Origin of the sequence: Dactylosporangium fulvum (assembly GCF_025137375.1) — a bacterium.
Classification (GTDB): domain Bacteria; phylum Actinomycetota; class Actinomycetes; order Mycobacteriales; family Micromonosporaceae; genus Dactylosporangium; species Dactylosporangium fulvum.
This window is the reverse complement of record NZ_CP073720.1, coordinates 176,482-193,921: the sequence shown is the minus strand read 5'-3', so window position 1 is coordinate 193,921 and position 17,440 is coordinate 176,482. Positions and strand designations below refer to the sequence as shown.

The window sequence follows — 17,440 nt, the reverse complement described above, 5'->3', positions numbered from 1 at the left end:
CTCAGATGTTTTGCATACAGTGTCGCCGAGGCGGTCTCGAGCTGGCGAAAGGAGCCACAATGCGGGTGCGAGGTTACGCTCCGGCGACACCGTGCTGGTCGGTGCTCAGCACCGGCGATGCGGCGGCCGCGACGACCTTCTACTGCGGCCTGTTCGACTGGACCGCTACCTCGGCGGAGGACGGGTCCACCACGTTCCTGCTGCATGACCTGGCCGTCGCCGGTCTCACGGAGACGCCCGGCCGGCCGTCGGCGTGGCTGACGTACGTCTCCACCGAGGACGTCGACGCCACCGCTCAGCACGTCACCGATGCCGGCGGCTCCGTGCTGCTACCGCCGACGGACGCCGGCTCGCGGGGTCGCACCGCGCTGTTCGCCGACGCCGCCGGCGCGGTCTTCGGCGTCTGGCAGCGCGGGACGTTCGCCGGTGCCCAGGTCGTCAACGAAGCGAACTCGGTGTGCTGGAGCGAGACGGTCACCCGCGACGTGCCCGCGACGGCCACGTTCTACGGCAAGGTGTTCGGCTGGACCGAACGGATCGGCACCGACTCGCCGATGCACGAGTATCACGAGTGGCTCGCGACCAGCCGGGTGGTCGGCGGGATCAGCTCGATGGACGCAAGCTTCCCGCCGGAGACACCGGCGCACTGGCGCACAATCCTGCTGATCGACGACTGCGCCGACATCACCGCACGCACGACCGCCCTGGGCGGCCGCGTGCTGGCCGGCCCCATGGACGCCGGTATCGGCCAGGCCGCCTACCTCATCGACCCGACCGGCGGCGCGTTCCTCGTCATCGAACTGATTCCGGAGTACCGTGCCGCGTTCAGCTAGAGCGTGCGTCCCCGCACCTGAGCTCGGTCCACCGCTGGCCCGCGCATCAGTCATCGTCTACTCTCGCGCGAAACCACGGGGGAGGTTGTGATGTCGCGTCGTGCCACCACACTGATCGGCGGTGTCCTGATGGTCACCCTGGCCGGCGGCTGCGGACTGCCGATCCCGCGCCAGGAACCGCGCACCGTGGGACCGGCGGGAAACGGGCTGAAAGCGCTCCGCGGGGCCGAGCTGCCGCAGGAGGGCTGCGCCATCCTGCCCGACTCGTTGCGCGATCAGCTCGTGCCGTCCGCCAAGGTCGAGAAGTCGACGCAGAAGCCGTTCAAGAACTACTCACTAGAACTCGAATGCAGCATCGAGACAGAACGGGATCGGTCCACCACGACCGCCACGGCAAGGCTGAGGGTGCGCATCGAGCGTCAGCTCGGCGAGTTCGGCAGGGACGCGGCGGTTGACACCGCCCGGCGGCAGTTCACAACCGACCGTAACTCCCACGCCGCCGCTGTACAGCAGCTGCCCGGCGTGGGCGACGACGCATTCGTGGTGCTGAAGGCCTACAGCAAGGAGAGCAAGAGGTACGAGGTCAACCTCGGGGTGCTCCACGGGGTGGAGAACATCACGATCCGGTACGAGGCGCAGCCGACCACCGAGGACAAGGCGCGTGGCGCCGCGAAGGACCTGGCCACCTACCTCGTCGCCTTCCTCGCCAGGAAGCAACCTGCGCCGCCGAGCGTGGCGCCGTTCGACGCACCACAGCCGAAGCTGCCGAAACCCACTCTGAAGTCGGACGTGCCAGCCGTGAAGATCGTCGGCCCCACCTGGCAGCCGAGCGAGCAGACCTTCACGATGGACCTCAACGACTTCCCGTTCGCGTTCCGGTCGCCGATGTCGTGGAACTGTTTCCGGGACAGCAAATCCCCGACCGGCGAGGGCACGTCGTGGACCTGTGGCGCGCCCAAGTCCGAGTCACCCGGCCCGGCCCGGATGAAGATCCTGGTCCGGGCGTGCCCGGCAGGCTGCCCCGCGGACGCACGGGCAAGGCTCGCCGACGACTGGCTGTCCAGCAAACCGGCCTGGACCACGTTCGACGCCACCACCGCCTGGGCCCAGAACAGCGCGGGCGGCAAGTACAACCTCGTCCTGTCCCACGTCTTCGGCGACCGGCCCGGCGCAGCGATCCAATGGCACGTCGGGGTTCAGGGTCAATGCAGCCCCGACGACCGCAAGCAGGTGGAGGCCCTGCAGAAGGTGCTCAACGACATCCGCTCCCAGACACCGTGACCGTCCTGCGACTCACGGACGTTGAGACGGGCACGGTCAATCGAGACCGGACGACAGTGTCAATCAGGCCGACACCGTGGGACGCCGAGTGGCTATCCGGCACCGAAGCACACGAACGGCGTGGGGATCGGTAGCGAGGCGAGGGCGCGGGCGGGAGAGACGCCGGCGGCGATCGCGGAATGGTACTGCGCCATCACCGTCGGCCCCAGCGCGTCGCGCACGCGGGCGACGCTGGCGACGACGCTGGCCGTACCGGCGTGGAGCAACGCCGCTGTGAACCCGACCAGTTCGTCTCCCGCCCGCACCACCGCCCGCCCGACGTCGCACGCCGACAGCACCACGTGGCCCGGCGCCGTACCGAGTCGCTGCAGCTCGTAGGCGAGCAGCGGACCGTCTGCCAGGTAGAGCCGGGAGAACAGCACGTTCTGCGTGTCGTGGTGCCCGTGCGCCGCGACGTGCACGACCGCCGCCCCATCCATCCCGCCCAGCATCGCGCCCGCGGTGGCGGCATCGCCCCGCAGGACCCGTCCGCGCGGATACCAGTCGGCGACCGCGTCGATCTCGGCGTCCGCGTGGATCAGGTCCGGCCCGGCGACCAGCAGTGGCGCTCCGCCGGTCGCGGATGTCGCGGCGGCGCGCGCCGTCAGCCACACCGAGGCCGACGGCGCCACGACGACGGGACACCCGTGCAGCTCCGGCAGCAGCCCCCAGGGCAGGACGGCCAGCTGCCGGGTCGGCACGACAACAAGATCTCGCCGGTCCGACATCGGCAGCACCGACGCGATGAGGGAACGGCCGAGGAAGGCTGCCTGACGTTCGGCGGAGGCCTGCGCGACGGCGACCAGCCGTTCCGGCACCCGCCGGTCGGCGGCGGCATCGAGGTCGCTGAGCAGGCGGCGGACGGCTTCGGCGACGGGGGCGTAGTCGCCGAGATCCACGATGCTCGTGGTATGGCCGTCAAGGACGATCGCATGGAGCCGGTCGCGGCGGACGAGGTAGCTCACCATGCGGTGACCGGCGCGGACGAGCTCCCGCTGTACCTCCCGATCGGTGACGATGCCGCGGCTCTCACCTGTGCCGTTCGCCGTCCAGCCCTCGCGACGAATGCGCTGCTCGAGCTCGGCGCAGCGGGCCTTGATCGCCGGCTCGGCCCGTCCCGCGAGCTCGGCCTCGCGAAGCGCCAGGCGCAGCTGGCGGAACTCGGCGAGGGTCTCTGCAGCGTGGGGATCCTGCGGCGGGAGCACCGGGCGGATCCGAAACGCTTGGGCCCGGGACTGTTCGGACCAGTTGAAGATGAGCGACGGCGACGAACGGGGACTGAGCGACCAGGACAGGTCCAGGCCGGCGGCGCCGAGGTCGGCGCCGAGGGCGGCCACGCTGCTCTGCAGTTCGAGGCTGCCGAACTTGCCGCGGTGCTCCTGCAGGTCGTCGAGCCCTTTGCGCAGCTCGGCGAGTGCCGCTCGGGCCTGCCCGTCGGTGCGGTGCAGCTCGGCCCTGGTGAGGCGGCGCAGCAGCCGCGCGTCGAGCGGGTCGTCGGGGCGGACCGGCCGGTGGGCGGCGGCGCGGGGCCCACCGGCCGGCGCGGCGCCGGCCGCGCCCCTGGCGCGGAGGGCAAGGAGGTCGGCGACGTCGGCATCGTTGCGCAGGCCGAGGGCGCGCAGGGCGTCACCGAGCCGCTCCGCCCGCCGCGTCACCGCGAGCAACCTCCGCCGTGAAGCGCCGCTCACGCCGTCACGGAGCGCGTCGGCCAGGTCGGCGCGGACAGTGAGGAGGGCCGCCAGGGCCGTCCAGGCCGGTTTGCCGAGCCGCGTGAACCGGCGCCGGGCCCGTCCGCTCCACAACCGTGCCGCGACGAGGTCGCCGCTCCCGAGCGCCGCCTGGGCCCGGACCAGTTCGGCCTCGCCCCGGTCCCTGCTGAGCCGATGCCGGCGGAGCAGCCCGATCGCGTGGTCGAGCTCCTCGGCGGCCGCCATGTCCAGGCCCGCTCCCAGCAGTGCGCGCGCCCGGTCGACCATCGCGGCCGCCTGCACCCCGGCCGCGCCGAGCTCGCCGAGCATGGCTGCCGACGTGTCGAAGGCGCGCAGAGCGGCCGGGATGTCTCCGGTGGCGAGGTCGCAGCTGCCCAGGTTGTGCACCACCTTGGCTGCGACGGAGCGCAGGCCGTGCTCGTCGGCGAGAGTGCGGCAGGCCAGCAGGTCGGCGCGGGCAAGACGGATCCGGCCGGCCGTCAGGTGCAGCACGCCCCGGTTGAGCAGGGTCCGGGCGAGGACGGCCGGCTCACCGTGCTCGCGGAGCAGGGGGACGGCGGCGTCGAGGAGCTTCGCCGCCTCGTCGATCCGGCCCGCGCGCAGGAGAAGCAGGCCGCGCTGTTGCAGGACGGTGCCGAGGTCGGCGCGGTCGGCGAGCACCTCGGCGCGGTCGAGGAGGGACAGGCCGACGTCGGTGTGGCCCCGCTCGGCCTCGGCGTGTGCCAGGGTGAGCAGCAGGCGCGCGGCCAGTCCCGGATGGTCGTCGACCGGGGTGATCAGGTGCAGTGCGGCTGCGGCGCGCTGCGCGGCGACGGACGGGCGGCCGTTGGCTGCGGCCCGCACCGCCGACGCGTGCACCCGAGCCGCCCGCGTGTGGACGGCTCGGCCGGATGATGCTCGGGAGGAACGGTTGGCGTCTACACCACGAACGATGGCGTGACCACGGTCCGGAATGCAACTGCCTGTTCGTCGGGCGGCTGCACCCGCAGTTGGACCGAGCCCCGAGTCACCCGCGGTGCGGCGAACCGGCCGCCCTCGTCCGCGTCGACCGTCTGCGGGCCGTCGACGGTGCGGATCTCCACCCGGAACGGGCCGGGCGGTGCCAGCCAGCCGTCCAGGCGTACCGTGTCGTCCGCGGCCTCCGACCACTCCAACATGATCGTCAGGCTGGCGCTCTCGAATGTGGCCCGCCTCGTCTCCTCGTCGCCCCGGACGCCGGCCAGGGCCGGTGCCGACATGGGCACGAGGCGGCAGATCTCGAAGTGCCAGAACGGGACGGGGTCGACCAGGCCGACCACACGCCGGAGATCGGCCAGGAGAGCGTCGTCGCCCAGCGGGTCAGAAAGATCCATGATGATCACTCCGGGAATGCCATGAGCGCACGGGACGCCCGCTCTCTGGACGACGGCGTGTCGAGTTGGGACAGGCGCAGCGCCGGGTCGGTGCCGGCATTGGCCAGCAGGACTGCGGCGACCTCGGCCGCGGCCAGGCCGGCCGAAAACGAGCTGCCGCTCCACGACGCGAAGCCGCGGCTGAAGTCGTCGGCGTCCAGGCTCTCCCGCCGCGCCGGGCGGCCGGCGGCGTTGCCGGCCTGCGCCGTCCAGACAGGCCCGCGGCTGCCGCTCACCGCCGGGAACGTGCTGATCAGCGCAGCGCCGGGAGCCCAGAACCGCACCCAAGGGCCGTCGTTGCTGAACATCGCCTTCGCATCGTTCGGGTTGAACGACCCGGTGCTCATCACGCCGGGCAGCGCCGCAGGGAAGAACTCGCGCGACGTCGAGTGGTTCCCGGCGGCGGCCGCGACCACCACGCCGGCCGCCAGCAAGCGGTTCACGCGGTCTTTCAGCCGGATGTTGTACCGCGCGTCGCCGCGATCCTCGACGTAGTACCCGAGCGACAGGCAGACGACGTCGACCATCCGCCCGCCGGTGCCCGCCTGCGCCATCTCCACCTGATCGGCGAGGTGATCGAGCGCGGTGAGCAGGTCGCTCTCGTACACCACACCGTCGCTGTGCATCACCCGGATCGCCAGCACGGTCGCGTCGGGCGCCACCTGGCGGACGATGCCCGAGATGAACGTCCCGTGCCCGAGGTGCGAGTCCAGCGCCCCGACCACCGAGCCGGTCCGCACCGGCCGCTCCCACGCGTCCGTGATGCGCTGCAGCCGGTTCCCGGCGGCGATCAGGCGCTCCTGACCGGCGAGGATCGCGGCCTGCAGGTCGGTGTCGATCGAGGTGAACCCGTCGACGGGCATCGGCTGCCCGGGTGCCGGGACGTCGAGCCACGGGTGGGTGGCGATGCCGGTGTCCAGCACGGCGACGACCGGCCGCCGGTCACCCAGTTCGGCCGCGGTACGACGGAGCGGGGGCGCCGGCAGGATCAGGTCGACCGGCCGCCGGCCGCCGCTGCCGCCGGTCGACGGCGAGCCCTCGGTCAGCGGTGAGCCCTCCGTCAGGGGCGAGCCCTCCGTGAGCGGTGAGCCCTCCGTGAGCGGCGAGCCTTCGATCAGCGACGCCCCGAAGAGCAGATGGTCCAGCGACAGATGGTCGCCGTGCCCGCTTTCCCGCAGCGCTCGCAGCGCCGTCCAGGCATCGACCTGCGCCGGGTCGCTGTCCGGCGTGGCTGCCAGATGGACGGTGCGCACCCGGCGCCTATCGGCGCGCTCCCGCAGCCGAGCGTCCGGGTCGGCCGTGAGTTGCATGCCGGTGGAAGCGAGCACGCCGTTGCACCGGTCCAGCGACGGAGGCTCGGCGGCGAGCAGCACACCCGCCCGATACACGGTCGGCGCGCCGGCTCCCCTGCCGACGTCGAGCACCCGTGCGCCGTGCCGGCGCAGCACGGCCGCGGACGGCAGCCAGGGTGTCCCCAGGGCCCCCTCGTCACCGAGCGGGTCCGACGGCTGGTCTCCGGTCATCCGGCGGCAGCGTAACTGCATGCTTGTTCTCCGTCCCGTTCTGGACGCCGTGCGGAAGGACGACGGCATCGTCTCACGTGACAAGACGGCACAGGAGTAATCCCTGATACGACGAATTTGAGATCGACTCGGACGGCTTCCGACGTCCACTGATGGCGGGAGACCATGCCGCGAGGCATGGCCTCCCGTGTGCGGCCGCTCAGCCTCCGTGGTTGTACGGCGCGCCGATCGTGTAGAGCAGAGTCGCGAGCGAAGCGAGCGTAAACACCGCAAAAACGGCACGCCGCCAGTTGATCGACAACGTCATGTTTCACCTCCCGTCTGCGTCCTCCGGGCCTGTACGCAGCTGGTCGCTGAGCCACATCAGCACCGGGCAGGCGTTTGGCCGCTCAGCCTCCGTGCTCGTACGGCGCACCGATCGTGTAGAGCAGAGTCGCGAGCGAAGCGAGCGTAAACACCGCAAAGACGGCACGCCGCCAGTTGATCGACAACGTCATGTTTCACCCCCTGTCCGGGTCTGAGTCTCCAGCGCAACTGGTTGTTCCCGCCGGTGGCGGCGCATCGCGAGCACAACCACCGCGCAGGAGCCGCCGCTGATCAGGACGTCACCAAGGCTGATGACCTTCCGCAGCGGCGCGATCGGGATGGTGTCGCCCAGGAACGACAACCGGGTGTCGGCGTCGATGGGCTCGTTCTTCGGCGTGGTCAGACCCGGGCGCAGGCCGACCGCCTCGGCCATGGCGGGCGAGTACGGCATCCGGCCGTTGACCGCGATGGCGATGCCGTTGAGCACGGCACCGAGCGCGATGACCGCCCCGGCGACGCGGATCGCCGCGGGCCAGTTTCGGAAGTTGACCCCGATCCAGATCAGCACCGGGGCGAATACGACGACCAGCATGGGCACGCCGACCCGGTCTTCGACGAAGTCCCGCACGCCGGGCAGGTAATACTGCGCCGCTTGCACAAACGCGGCCAGCCACAGCAGCCAGATCGCGACCAGCCGGATCGTGCGCAATCCGGACAGGCGCCCGCCCAGCAGATAGCCGACGATCACACCGGCGAGCGGCGGGGTCACGATCAGCACCAGCATGCGGATCGACACAGCGTCCTCCTCGTGGCCCGGCGTGACCCGCTGTTCGTAGCACCATCGCCGCACCGACGCCGCCCCGGACGGAAGCGCGACAGGCAGGTTGCCCGGTATTGGGAAGAGTGTCGCAATGATCGGCATGCTCGAAAACGGTCCTGGGTGTGCAGATTCGCAGGCATCCGCCGGCACGGAGGCGGTGGGCGTAGCCGCGGCTCGCCCCCGCCTTCATCGCGGTGACGTTGCTGCCAGCAGGTCCAGATAGCCGTGTACCGCATCCCACAGGTGGTTCTCGGGATAGATCCCAAATCCGCGGTGGGCCGGGCGCCAACCACGTTCCCAATAGTTCGCATCGACCCGGCGTAGGTGCGCAAGACTCGCGGCCAGCTCAACCGTCAACTGTTCGTGCTGTTCGGCGTCGGTCGGGGCCGGCATGCGCAGGTCTTCCTTGTCGATCTCCAGCAGGCCCGGCAGACCGACGCACGACTGCGGTTGCACGCACCAGGTCAGCTCATCGGCTGGCAGGTTCAGCGCGAACGCCATCTGCACCACGGGCACATCACTCCGGGGCTCGAGGACGGCACCGAACACGTACGCCCCGACCAGGAGCGGCTCGTCACCCCACAGCCCACGGACCCGTTGACACTCCTCCACGACCGTTCGCACCCGGCGTACCGCAGTCTCGTAACGCATAGGTCAGGCTTCAGCAGCGAGCGACTCACGGGCGTTGAGACGGGCACGGTCGGCGGCGGCCCGGCCTGACGCCCATCCGTCCTGATTCGTGACCGCCACTTGCTTGCCGACGAGGTCGGGAAAGAGCTCATCGACGAACTCACCGACCTTCGCCTCCCTGGAGGCGAGCACCGGCAACAACCGCTCCGCCCCGGGCCTGTCAGCCATGTCTTTGGTCGCCTGCTCGGTCGCGTCCCTGGTCGGCAGCGGGCCGAGTTTCTGGATCGGCGGGCAGGTGTTGAACACGTACAGCACCTCCAGCACGCAGCGGATCAACGCCGGCCGAGCCAGACCTTCACGCTCGCCCAGCGCCGAGAGGTACTGATCATCGCGCTCCCACCAGACCGTTGCCCCGAGGTCACGCACCTGAGCTTCCCAGCGCTCGTCCACGGCGGCCGCCGCATAACTGCGCATCTCCGCGGCAATGACGTCGACGACGACCCGCCCGTGCCGGGCACCGTAGCCGCGCTGTGCAACCCGGACCACGTCGGCAGGCTGCCAACCCCGCCGCCACACCTCGGTGAGATCGCGCTGCAGCGCCGCGATCAACGCCGTGTCCACCGCACGCCGCCCGCCAGTACCGCCAGACCCACCCGCCAGCACGTCGCAACACCTCTGCACGGTGTCCTCGTCCTTGACATGTAGGGCTTGCAACACCTCGTTGACGAGAAGGGCCGTCACCCGAGCCGGGCGGGCACCACCGTCGATCAGACCGAACGGATCCGCGAACGCTGGATCGGCCGGCGCGCCGTCACCAAACTCAGAACCGGCCCGTTCACGACGGCCCTGCTGTTGCTGCTGACGCGCCTTCTGCTTGGCCCGCCGACGCTCACGGTTCTTGATGCCCACCGTCAACCACCCGAATCGGTCTGCCATCACAGTCAGGCGCACAATAGCGAAATCCGGTGGCGGTGGATCGATGCGGCGCGCACCCCGGTTGGCCGCTTGACGGCCGACCGCTCCGGACGTCCCCACGTGCCAGGGAGCCCCTGGATACGCAAGCGAGCCGACGAGACCTCCACGAGGATCACCGTGCCCGCAACCGAAGAACACCACCAAGAACGCCACACCACCGGCGAACCCATGGTCCTCGACTGGCGCGCCCCACTATCCCGCAAGTTCTACCAAGCCAGCACCAAAGACCCACAAGACGTACAGACTCGCCGCCGCTTCGGCTTCGTCAAAGGCGAACTGACCAGCTTCGAAGACGAACACCTCAGCCGCGGCGAACAACAAGCCATCAGCCAGATCCTGCTCGAAGAAATCGAACGACCCCGCGTCGGACCCATGCGCGACATCGTCGCCACCATCCAACCCGAACAAGACGAACTCGTCCGCGCCGAACTCGACGAATCCATCTGCGTCCAAGGCGCACCGGGAACCGGGAACCCCAACCCCGGAATTTGGCACACTTCTGTCAGACTGGGGTCAGGCCACCTTGAGCTGCTCGTCACCGAAGTCGGCGATCAGCTTGAGCGTGCCGCCGAGCGCTGCGATGTATCGGCCCAGCACGTCCTGAGTGGAGACACTGCCGGCCTCGATCTGCGACACTCGCGCCACTGGTCCCGCGGCGGTGCTGATCAGACCTGGCCGGCCGTCCCGGTGCGCTGACCTTTACTCCCGCCGGCATCGTCGACAGCCAAAAAGTGCAGCCGAATGGGGCGAAGCTCCGTGACGGTCGCCACGTTCGGTGGGGCCGGCTACCCCTTCGGCATCACCAGCGGCACGCGTCGATTTATGGGGCATCGCGGGGCGGGCACCAGGCCTAGAATCTGCGCGACTGCACTCATGGGAGGAACTTGTGCGGCGATTCAGCATGGCAATTGCCGTGGCGACCGCAGCGGTGGTCGGCGCGACAGGGCTCTCGGCACCGGCCTTTGCTGCCGACCCACCGATCATCAACTGGGCCAACAGCATTGACTACGACCTGGGTCGTCTGCGTGTTTCGGTGACGTCCGACAGCGGCGTCGCCTCGATCCGCGCCCACATCGTGTCCTATGCGACGCAGCAGGAGGTCGCGGTCACCGACGGCTTCGAGATCGAGTCGAGCAACGGGGAAACGAGCACCTGGTTCACCACCAATCGGTTCCAGCTGGCCCAGCTGGGCGGCTACCGGGTCGACATCGAGGTCACCGACAACGACGGACAGCACACGTCGCGGACCGATGCCGGCAGCCTGGCCTACTTCGTGGCCACGTCATTCGACCGCGTCGCGGTCAAGCCGGCGACCATGACCTATGCCCGGCGCGAGGTCACGCTCAGCGGGCGCCTGCTCGGCCGCTGGCCCGACGACGGCCACATCGCACCGCTGGCCGGCTTCCCCGTCAACCTCTCGTCGTATCCCGGCGACTTCGGCGTGGCCACCACCCGGGCCGACGGCACCTTCTCGGGGCCGCTGCACCTCGACGACGCCGGTTCCGTTTACGCCTACTACTCCTACGACAACGACCACATCGGCTACCTGAGCGGCAACTCCGCCGAGCTGCCGGTCGGCATCACCCCGGCCTCCGCCCGGGCGACCGTCACGGCAAACCGGGCCAAGGTCAAGGCCGGCGAGAAGGTCACCCTGACCGGCCAGCTCACCTGGCGCTCCCCCGACGGCTGGCGGCCCTTCGCCAACAAGCAGTTCGGTGTGCTGTTCTGCTACGCCGAGTCGGCGTGCCCCTGGTCGGACTACCCGACGACCGACGCCGAAGGCCGCTACCAGATCGAGGTCACGCCGTTCCAGACCGGCTTCTACCGGATCGGTGTGAATTCGGGCGACCCGTTCATCGCCTCGCCGAGCGCGCAGACCGGAATCATCACGGTGCTCCAGCCGGCATCGTTCTCGTCGTTCTTCGCCACCCGCACCGAGGACGGCACCGGCGTCTCGGTGAGCGGGCGCATGCAGTTCAGCCCGTTCTCGCCGCAGACGGCGACGGTCGACATCCAGTATTCGCCCGACGGCAAGGCACCCTGGACGACGGTCCGCGTGGTCGAGACCAACTGGAGCTACGAGTTCAGCACCACCATCCCGTCGGCGCAGTCCGGGTTCTGGCGGGCAAGCTTCACCAGCCGGCCCGACTTCTACCAGACCGCGGTGAGCGCCAAGGTCAAGGTCGTCTGACCAGCTCGACACGGCCGGGCACCGGAAGCGCTGACGACGCTCCTGGTGCCCGGCTTTTTCTTGAATTCGATGGAGTCCTGCCTGCGTCAGCGCGTAAAGTGATGGGCCGCTTGACGGCCGCGGTGAGGTAGGCACCGCAGCGGACGTCCCTACGCGCCGAGGTCAGCGCTCGGATACGCGAGCGAGCAGCTGTTGAGATCCCCCTGAAGGAAATCACCGTGCCCGCACTGCAAGACGAGCTCGCCGCCGAGCGAGCGCACCTGGAAGCCTCCCGCACGGCGCTGCGCCGGATGCGGGAGCATGCCGAGGATCTGTTCTCCACCGGGGACCAGGTGGCCGGGGACCCGTTCGCGGCGGAGACCCTGGGACGGCATCTCGCGAGGCGGATCGCCGAGCTGGCCGCGCCTATCAGCCGGAAGTTCTACCAGGCGAGCGTCAAAGACCCGCAGGACGTCAGGGCCAGACGCCGGTTCGGGTTCGCGAAGGGTGAGCTGACCAGCTTCGAGGACGAGAACCTGCTGGCCGGCGAGGAGCTCCGCACCAGTCGGGTCCTGCTGGAGGAGATCGAGCGGCCACGCGTCGGCCCGATGCGCGACATCGTCGCCACGATCCAGCCCGAGCAGGACGAACTGGTCCGCGCGGAGCTGGACGAGTCGATCTGCGTGCAGGGGGCGCCGGGGACAGGCAACCCCAACCCCGGCTTGTGACCCACTACCGCCGGTCTCCGGATCAGGCGACTTGAGCTGCTCGTCCGTCGAGACGCTGCCGGCCTCGATCTGCGACACTCGGGCCCGAGATACCCATCCGGGACGCGACCTGCTCCTACGTCATCTCACGCCGCTTCCTCAACTCAGCCAGCAGCCAACCCCGAACCTCGCCAAGCATCGCACCGACCGCGGTGTCGAAAGCCTCGGGGCCGCCTGCCGGCAACCAACGGGATGATCGACCGCCACGGATCGAACACAACAAGATCCTTACCGTGCCCGGCCGGGAAGCAGTTGCTAAAGTCTTGCGCAAAAGACTTTAGCAACGGGGGGATGAAATGGGCGGTCCAGAGCTAGCACGCCTGGTGGCGTTGCTACGTCAGGCCGGGACCGACCTGGCCGATGTCGAGGTGAAAGCGGCCGCCGGCGGCTTGCCGAAGTCGGTGCGGGACACCTTGAGCGCGTTCAGTAATGATCGTGGCGGCACGCTCATCCTCGGGCTGGAAGAAGAACATGACTTTCGCCCGGCTCCTGGATTCGACGCCGCGCGAATCCGCGACGCACTTGCCGCTGCATGCAACGACGACATGCATCCGCCCGTGCGTGCCGAGATCGAGATCGTCAGTCTTGACCATGCCCTGGTCGTGACAGCCGAAGTCGGCGAACTCGACCCTCGATTCAAACCCTGCTACGTAGCCGCTCGCGGCGAGTACAACGGGTCCTTCACTCGTGGCGGCGACGGCGACCGAAGGCTGACAGATTTCGAGATCCACCTGCTCCACACGAACCGTGGCCAGCCCGACGACGACCGCCAGGCAGTGGCCGAAGCAACGCTGGCTGATCTCGACCCGACATCGTGCCAGTTGCTGGTGGCTCGAGTTCGCCAGCGGCAACCCGGAGCATTCGCCGGCCTGCCCGAGGACCAGGTGCTACGAAGGCTCAACGTCATCAGGGACGATGTCGACGGCGTAACCCGGCCCACGCTGGGCGGCCTGTTGGCGCTGGGTGCCTATCCACAACAGTTCTTCCCTCAACTGAACGTAACCTTCGTCGTTTATCCAGGCATCTCCACAGAAGACGTTCCAGTCGGCGGACCGCGATTCCTCGACAACCGCTCGTTCGACGGGCCCATCCCGGTAATGGTGGATGAGGTTGTCACCGCCGTCCTGCGCAACACCTCGGTACGGTCCTTTGTGGATGGAAGCGGCCGTACCGATGTGTACGACTATCCGGCAGAGGTCGTACGCGAGGCCGTTGCCAACGCGCTACTACACCGCGACTACTCGCCCTACTCGCGCGGAACACCGGTACAGATCACGCTTTACGCAGACCGTCTGGTGGTCGCCAACCCAGGTGGGCTGTTCGGAGCGATCACCGAAGATGACCTCGGCGGCGAAGGGGTCACATCCACCCGAAACCCAGTTCTCGCCAAGTTACTTCAGGACGTCCGACTACCTGACACCGGCCGGATGGTGTGTGAGAACCGCGCCAGTGGCATTCCCACCATGCTTCGAGAACTCCGACGTGCCGGCTCCCCGCTTCCCGAGTTTCATAGTCGGATCACCCGCTTCAAGGTGATCATGCCGAGGCACTCATTGCTCGACGACGAGACAATGGCGTGGATCGCAGATCTAGGGCAGCCGGGGCTAACACCGACCCAGCATCTCGCACTCGCAGAGATGCATGCAGGCCGGCCGGTTACCAATGGAACGATGCGCAATCTCGGTCTCGAGGCCCACCGCGCCACGACCGAACTATCCGACCTGGTCAACCGTGGCATCGCCGTGCGAATCGGCGAACGTCGCCATGCGAGATATCTGCTTGCCCCTGATGTCGCGCCGATGCCGCCAGCACATGAGCCGACCGGCCAACTCGGCGACGACGCTGAAGAACTGATCTGGCAGGCGCTCGCGGACGGCGCTGAACTGAGCCGTCGCGACCTGGAGGCACGCACCGGCCTCAGCTACATGAAGGTGCTGCGTGCACTCAAGAATCTGGAGATCACGGGACGCGTCACAGCTACCGCGCCTGCACGATCTCCGCATCGACGTTACCGGCGTGTCTCCTCGGCACCATGAGCAGGCCGCGAACTCGCGGCGGAAGAATTCGGTGGAACGGACCCCACACGGCGCATACTCTGGTTGGCCGCTTGACGGCCGCGGTGAGGTAGCCACCGCAGCGGACGTCCCACGCGCCAGGAAGGGTCCTGGATACGCGAGCGAGCCGACCGAGATCTCCAAGAGGATCACCGTGCCCGCACTCGAAGAAGAGCTCGCCGCCGAGCGAGCGCACCTCGACGCCTCACGCAAAGCGCTCCGCCGGATGCGGGAACGCGCCGAAGACCTCTACGCCACCGGCGACAAGGTCGCCGGCGACGCCTACACCGCCGAAACACTCGGCCGGCACATGGCCCGCCGCATCGCGGAACTCGCCGACAACCCCGACACGCCACTGTTCTTCGGCCGGCTCGACATCGACGAAGACCAGTTCCACATCGGACGCCGCCACGTCACCGACACCACCGGCGAACCCATGGTCCTCGACTGGCGCGCCCCACTATCCCGCAAGTTCTACCAAGCCAGCACCAAAGACCCACAAGACGTACAGACTCGCCGCCGCTTCGGCTTCGTCAAAGGCGAACTGACCAGCTTCGAAGACGAACACCTCAGCCGCGGCGAACAACAAGCCATCAGCCAGATCCTGCTCGAAGAAATCGAACGACCCCGCGTCGGACCCATGCGCGACATCGTCGCCACCATCCAACCCGAACAAGACGAACTCGTCCGCGCCGAACTCGACGAATCCATCTGCGTCCAAGGCGCACCGGGAACCGGGAAGACCGCCGTCGGTCTGCACCGGGCCGCCTATCTGCTGTACCTGCACCGCGAGCGGCTCCGCCGGGCCGGCGTGCTGATCGTCGGGCCGAACACCGCGTTCCTGCACTACATCGCGAGCGTGCTGCCCGCCCTCGGCGAGGTCGAGGTGCGCCAGTCGACGATCGACGGGCTGCTCGCCACACAGGTCAGAGCGGTCGACTCGGAGGCCGCGGCGGCCGTCAAACACGATCCGAGGATGGCGGCGGTACTGGCGAGGCGCCTCCACGGCAAGATCCGGAAGCCGGAGGAGCCGCTGACCGTCTCCGACGGCTCCTACCGCTGGCGGGTCTCCACCGAAGCGCTCCGCCGGATCGTGGACGACGTCCGGCGTGAGGCACCGCCGTATTCGATCGGCCGCGAACGGGTCCGCGCGCGGATCGTCTCGTTGCTGATGCTGCAGTCCGAGGCGCGCCGCGGCGACTCGCCCGGCGAGGCCTGGCAGCGGCGGATGGGCAAGGCCGCACCGGTCGTCGAACTGCTCGACCGGGTGTGGCCGGCGGTCACGCCGGAGCAGTTGGTGTTCGAGGTACTGAGCGACCCGGCAGACGATCTTCTTTCCGCTGATGAGCAAGAAGTGATCACCTGGGCGAAGCCCCCCAAAACGGCAAAGTCGGCCCGCTGGAGCGCCGCCGACGCGGTCCTCGTCGACGAGGCGGCCGGCCTCATCGACCGCGTGCCGAGCTTCGGCCACGTCGTCGTCGACGAGGCGCAGGACCTCTCACCCATGCAGGCGCGCGTGATCGCCCGGCGCAGCGAGCACGGCTCGATCACGCTCCTCGGTGATCTCGCCCAGGGCACCGCGCCGTGGGCGGCACGCGACTGGCCCGCGCTGCTCGCCCATCTCGGCAAGCCGGGGGCCCGGGTGGTACCGCTGACAACCGGCTTCCGCGTGCCGGCCGCGGTGGTCGCGCTCGCCAACCGGCTCCTGCCGGCGCTCGGCGTTGATGTGCCGGAGGCCAGGTCACTGCGCACCGACGGTGCGCTGCACATCAGTACTGTTGAATCTCTTGAACACGAAACCGTGCGGTCAGTCAAGGACGCACTGCAATACGCCGGATCGATCGGCGTCATTGCTACTGATGCGGCCGTCGACGGGCTCGCCGGGGCCCTGCGGGACGCCGGCGTCATGGTCGCCGGCGCCGAGACCGACACCGAGACCGACGGGCGGGTCACCGTGTTGCCGGCGAGCCTCGCCAAGGGTCTGGAGTACGACCACGTGATCGTGGTCGAGCCGGCCGACATCGTGGCGGCCGAGGCCCGTGGGCTCAATCGGCTGTTCGTCGTTTTGACTCGAGCCGTTTCGCGACTCGATGTGTTGCATGCACAACCGCTTCCTACACCGCTGGATGGGGTGTCATGATCGGCTGACGGATGTCACTATCTCGAAACAGAGTGACAACCGAAAGGACGCGGAATGCGAGTAAGGGGTTACGCATCGGGAACCCCCTGCTGGACCGAGGTGGCAAGCCCCGACCCCGTCGCCGCCCGTGCGTTCTACGGCGGGTTGTTCGGCTGGAGATTCAACGATGACGGCCACTTCACGCTGAACGGGCGGGCCGCCGCCGGACTCCGGCAGGGCTCCAAGGCCGCGTGGCTGATCTCGATCTCGACCGACGACCCGGCCGGCACCGCCGACGCCGTCGTCCGGGCCGGCGGCGCGGTCCGCCTGGCCCCGACCAGCGTGCGCGACCTGGGCACGGCCGGCGTGTTCACCGACACCGGCGGCGCATCGTTCGGCACGTGGCTGCGCAGCCGGTTCGTCGGCGCGCAGGTCTCCTTCGAGCCGGGTGCGATCTGCTGGTACGAGCTGGCGTCGCACGACCTGGCCGGGACCAACGCCTTCTACAAGGAGGTGTTCGGCTGGCACACGGTCGAGGCGGAGAGCAACCCCGGCGACCCGTACTTCGAGTTCCATCACAACAACGACACCGTCGGCGGCCTGGCCCCGATCGATCACCGGTTCCCGGACGACGTCCCCGACCACTGGACGGCCTGCTTCATGGTCACCGACTGCGTGACGGCGTGTGAACGGGTCGCCGAACTGGGCGGCACCGTGGCGCGGGCGCCGCAACCGGTGTCGGCCGGTTACTACGCCCGCGTCGCGGACCCGACGGGCGCCCATTTCGCGCTCATCGAACTCGCTGAGGAGTACACCTTCTAGC

12 protein-coding genes and 2 pseudogenes are annotated in these 17,440 nt (G+C 69.0%); 8 read left to right on the top strand and 6 right to left on the bottom strand.

Annotation, left to right across the window (positions count from 1 at the left end; genetic code table 11):
• Positions 1-59 precede the first annotated feature (59 nt).
• The gene (locus Dfulv_RS00915) at positions 60-833 is read left to right on the top strand and encodes a VOC family protein (protein ID WP_259860685.1); all 774 of its coding nucleotides are present in this window, start codon (positions 60-62) and stop codon (positions 831-833) included.
• Between the two features lie 90 nt (positions 834-923).
• Positions 924-2,114 carry a hypothetical protein gene (locus tag Dfulv_RS00910; RefSeq protein ID WP_259860684.1) on the top strand — a complete coding sequence of 397 codons (1,191 nt, stop codon included), beginning with the start codon at positions 924-926 and terminating at the stop codon, positions 2,112-2,114.
• 92 nt (positions 2,115-2,206) lie between these two features.
• Here the strand turns inward: Dfulv_RS00910 and Dfulv_RS00905 are convergent, their stop codons facing one another.
• The 6 genes from Dfulv_RS00905 to Dfulv_RS00880 form a co-directional block, all read right to left on the bottom strand.
• The gene (locus Dfulv_RS00905) at positions 2,207-4,705 is read right to left on the bottom strand and encodes a CHAT domain-containing protein (protein ID WP_259860683.1); all 2,499 of its coding nucleotides are present in this window, start codon (positions 4,703-4,705) and stop codon (positions 2,207-2,209) included.
• Positions 4,706-4,779: 74 nt separating this feature from the next.
• Complete coding sequence (locus Dfulv_RS00900; protein ID WP_259860681.1) at positions 4,780-5,214, bottom strand: hypothetical protein; 435 nt, start codon at positions 5,212-5,214, stop codon at positions 4,780-4,782.
• 5 nt (positions 5,215-5,219) lie between these two features.
• Positions 5,220-6,776 (bottom strand): S8 family serine peptidase, encoded by a 1,557-nt coding sequence (locus Dfulv_RS00895; RefSeq protein ID WP_259860680.1) that lies wholly within the window; start codon positions 6,774-6,776, stop codon positions 5,220-5,222.
• A gap of 493 nt (positions 6,777-7,269) precedes the next feature.
• Positions 7,270-8,004 carry a DUF5317 domain-containing protein gene (locus Dfulv_RS00890; RefSeq protein ID WP_259860679.1) on the bottom strand — a complete coding sequence of 245 codons (735 nt, stop codon included), beginning with the start codon at positions 8,002-8,004 and terminating at the stop codon, positions 7,270-7,272.
• An 84-nt stretch (positions 8,005-8,088) separates the two neighbouring features.
• Positions 8,089-8,526 (bottom strand): DUF7711 family protein, encoded by a 438-nt coding sequence (locus Dfulv_RS00885; RefSeq protein ID WP_259860678.1) that lies wholly within the window; start codon positions 8,524-8,526, stop codon positions 8,089-8,091.
• Between the two features lie 30 nt (positions 8,527-8,556).
• Entirely contained in the window at positions 8,557-9,441 is an 885-nt protein-coding gene (locus tag Dfulv_RS00880) for a hypothetical protein (RefSeq protein WP_259860677.1), read from the bottom strand.
• A 183-nt stretch (positions 9,442-9,624) separates the two neighbouring features.
• Between Dfulv_RS00880 and Dfulv_RS00875 the strand changes: the two are divergent.
• The 6 genes and pseudogenes from Dfulv_RS00875 to Dfulv_RS00850 all read left to right on the top strand — a co-directional run.
• Positions 9,625-10,041: pseudogene (locus Dfulv_RS00875) on the top strand (AAA family ATPase); the annotation flags it as partial.
• A 367-nt stretch (positions 10,042-10,408) separates the two neighbouring features.
• Positions 10,409-11,698: a hypothetical protein gene (locus tag Dfulv_RS00870; RefSeq protein WP_259860676.1), complete on the top strand. Its 1,290-nt coding sequence runs from the start codon at positions 10,409-10,411 to the stop codon at positions 11,696-11,698.
• A 197-nt stretch (positions 11,699-11,895) separates the two neighbouring features.
• Positions 11,896-12,402: pseudogene (locus Dfulv_RS00865) on the top strand (AAA family ATPase); the annotation flags it as partial.
• Between the two features lie 365 nt (positions 12,403-12,767).
• Entirely contained in the window at positions 12,768-14,480 is a 1,713-nt protein-coding gene (locus Dfulv_RS00860) for an ATP-binding protein (RefSeq protein WP_259860675.1), read from the top strand.
• A 166-nt stretch (positions 14,481-14,646) separates the two neighbouring features.
• A complete protein-coding gene (locus tag Dfulv_RS00855; RefSeq protein ID WP_259867311.1) occupies positions 14,647-16,638 on the top strand; it encodes a HelD family protein in 1,992 nt (663 codons plus the stop codon).
• Positions 16,639-16,737: 99 nt separating this feature from the next.
• Positions 16,738-17,439, top strand: a complete 702-nt coding sequence (locus tag Dfulv_RS00850) for a VOC family protein (RefSeq protein WP_259860674.1) — start codon at positions 16,738-16,740, stop codon at positions 17,437-17,439.
• Position 17,440: the final 1 nt, after the last annotated feature.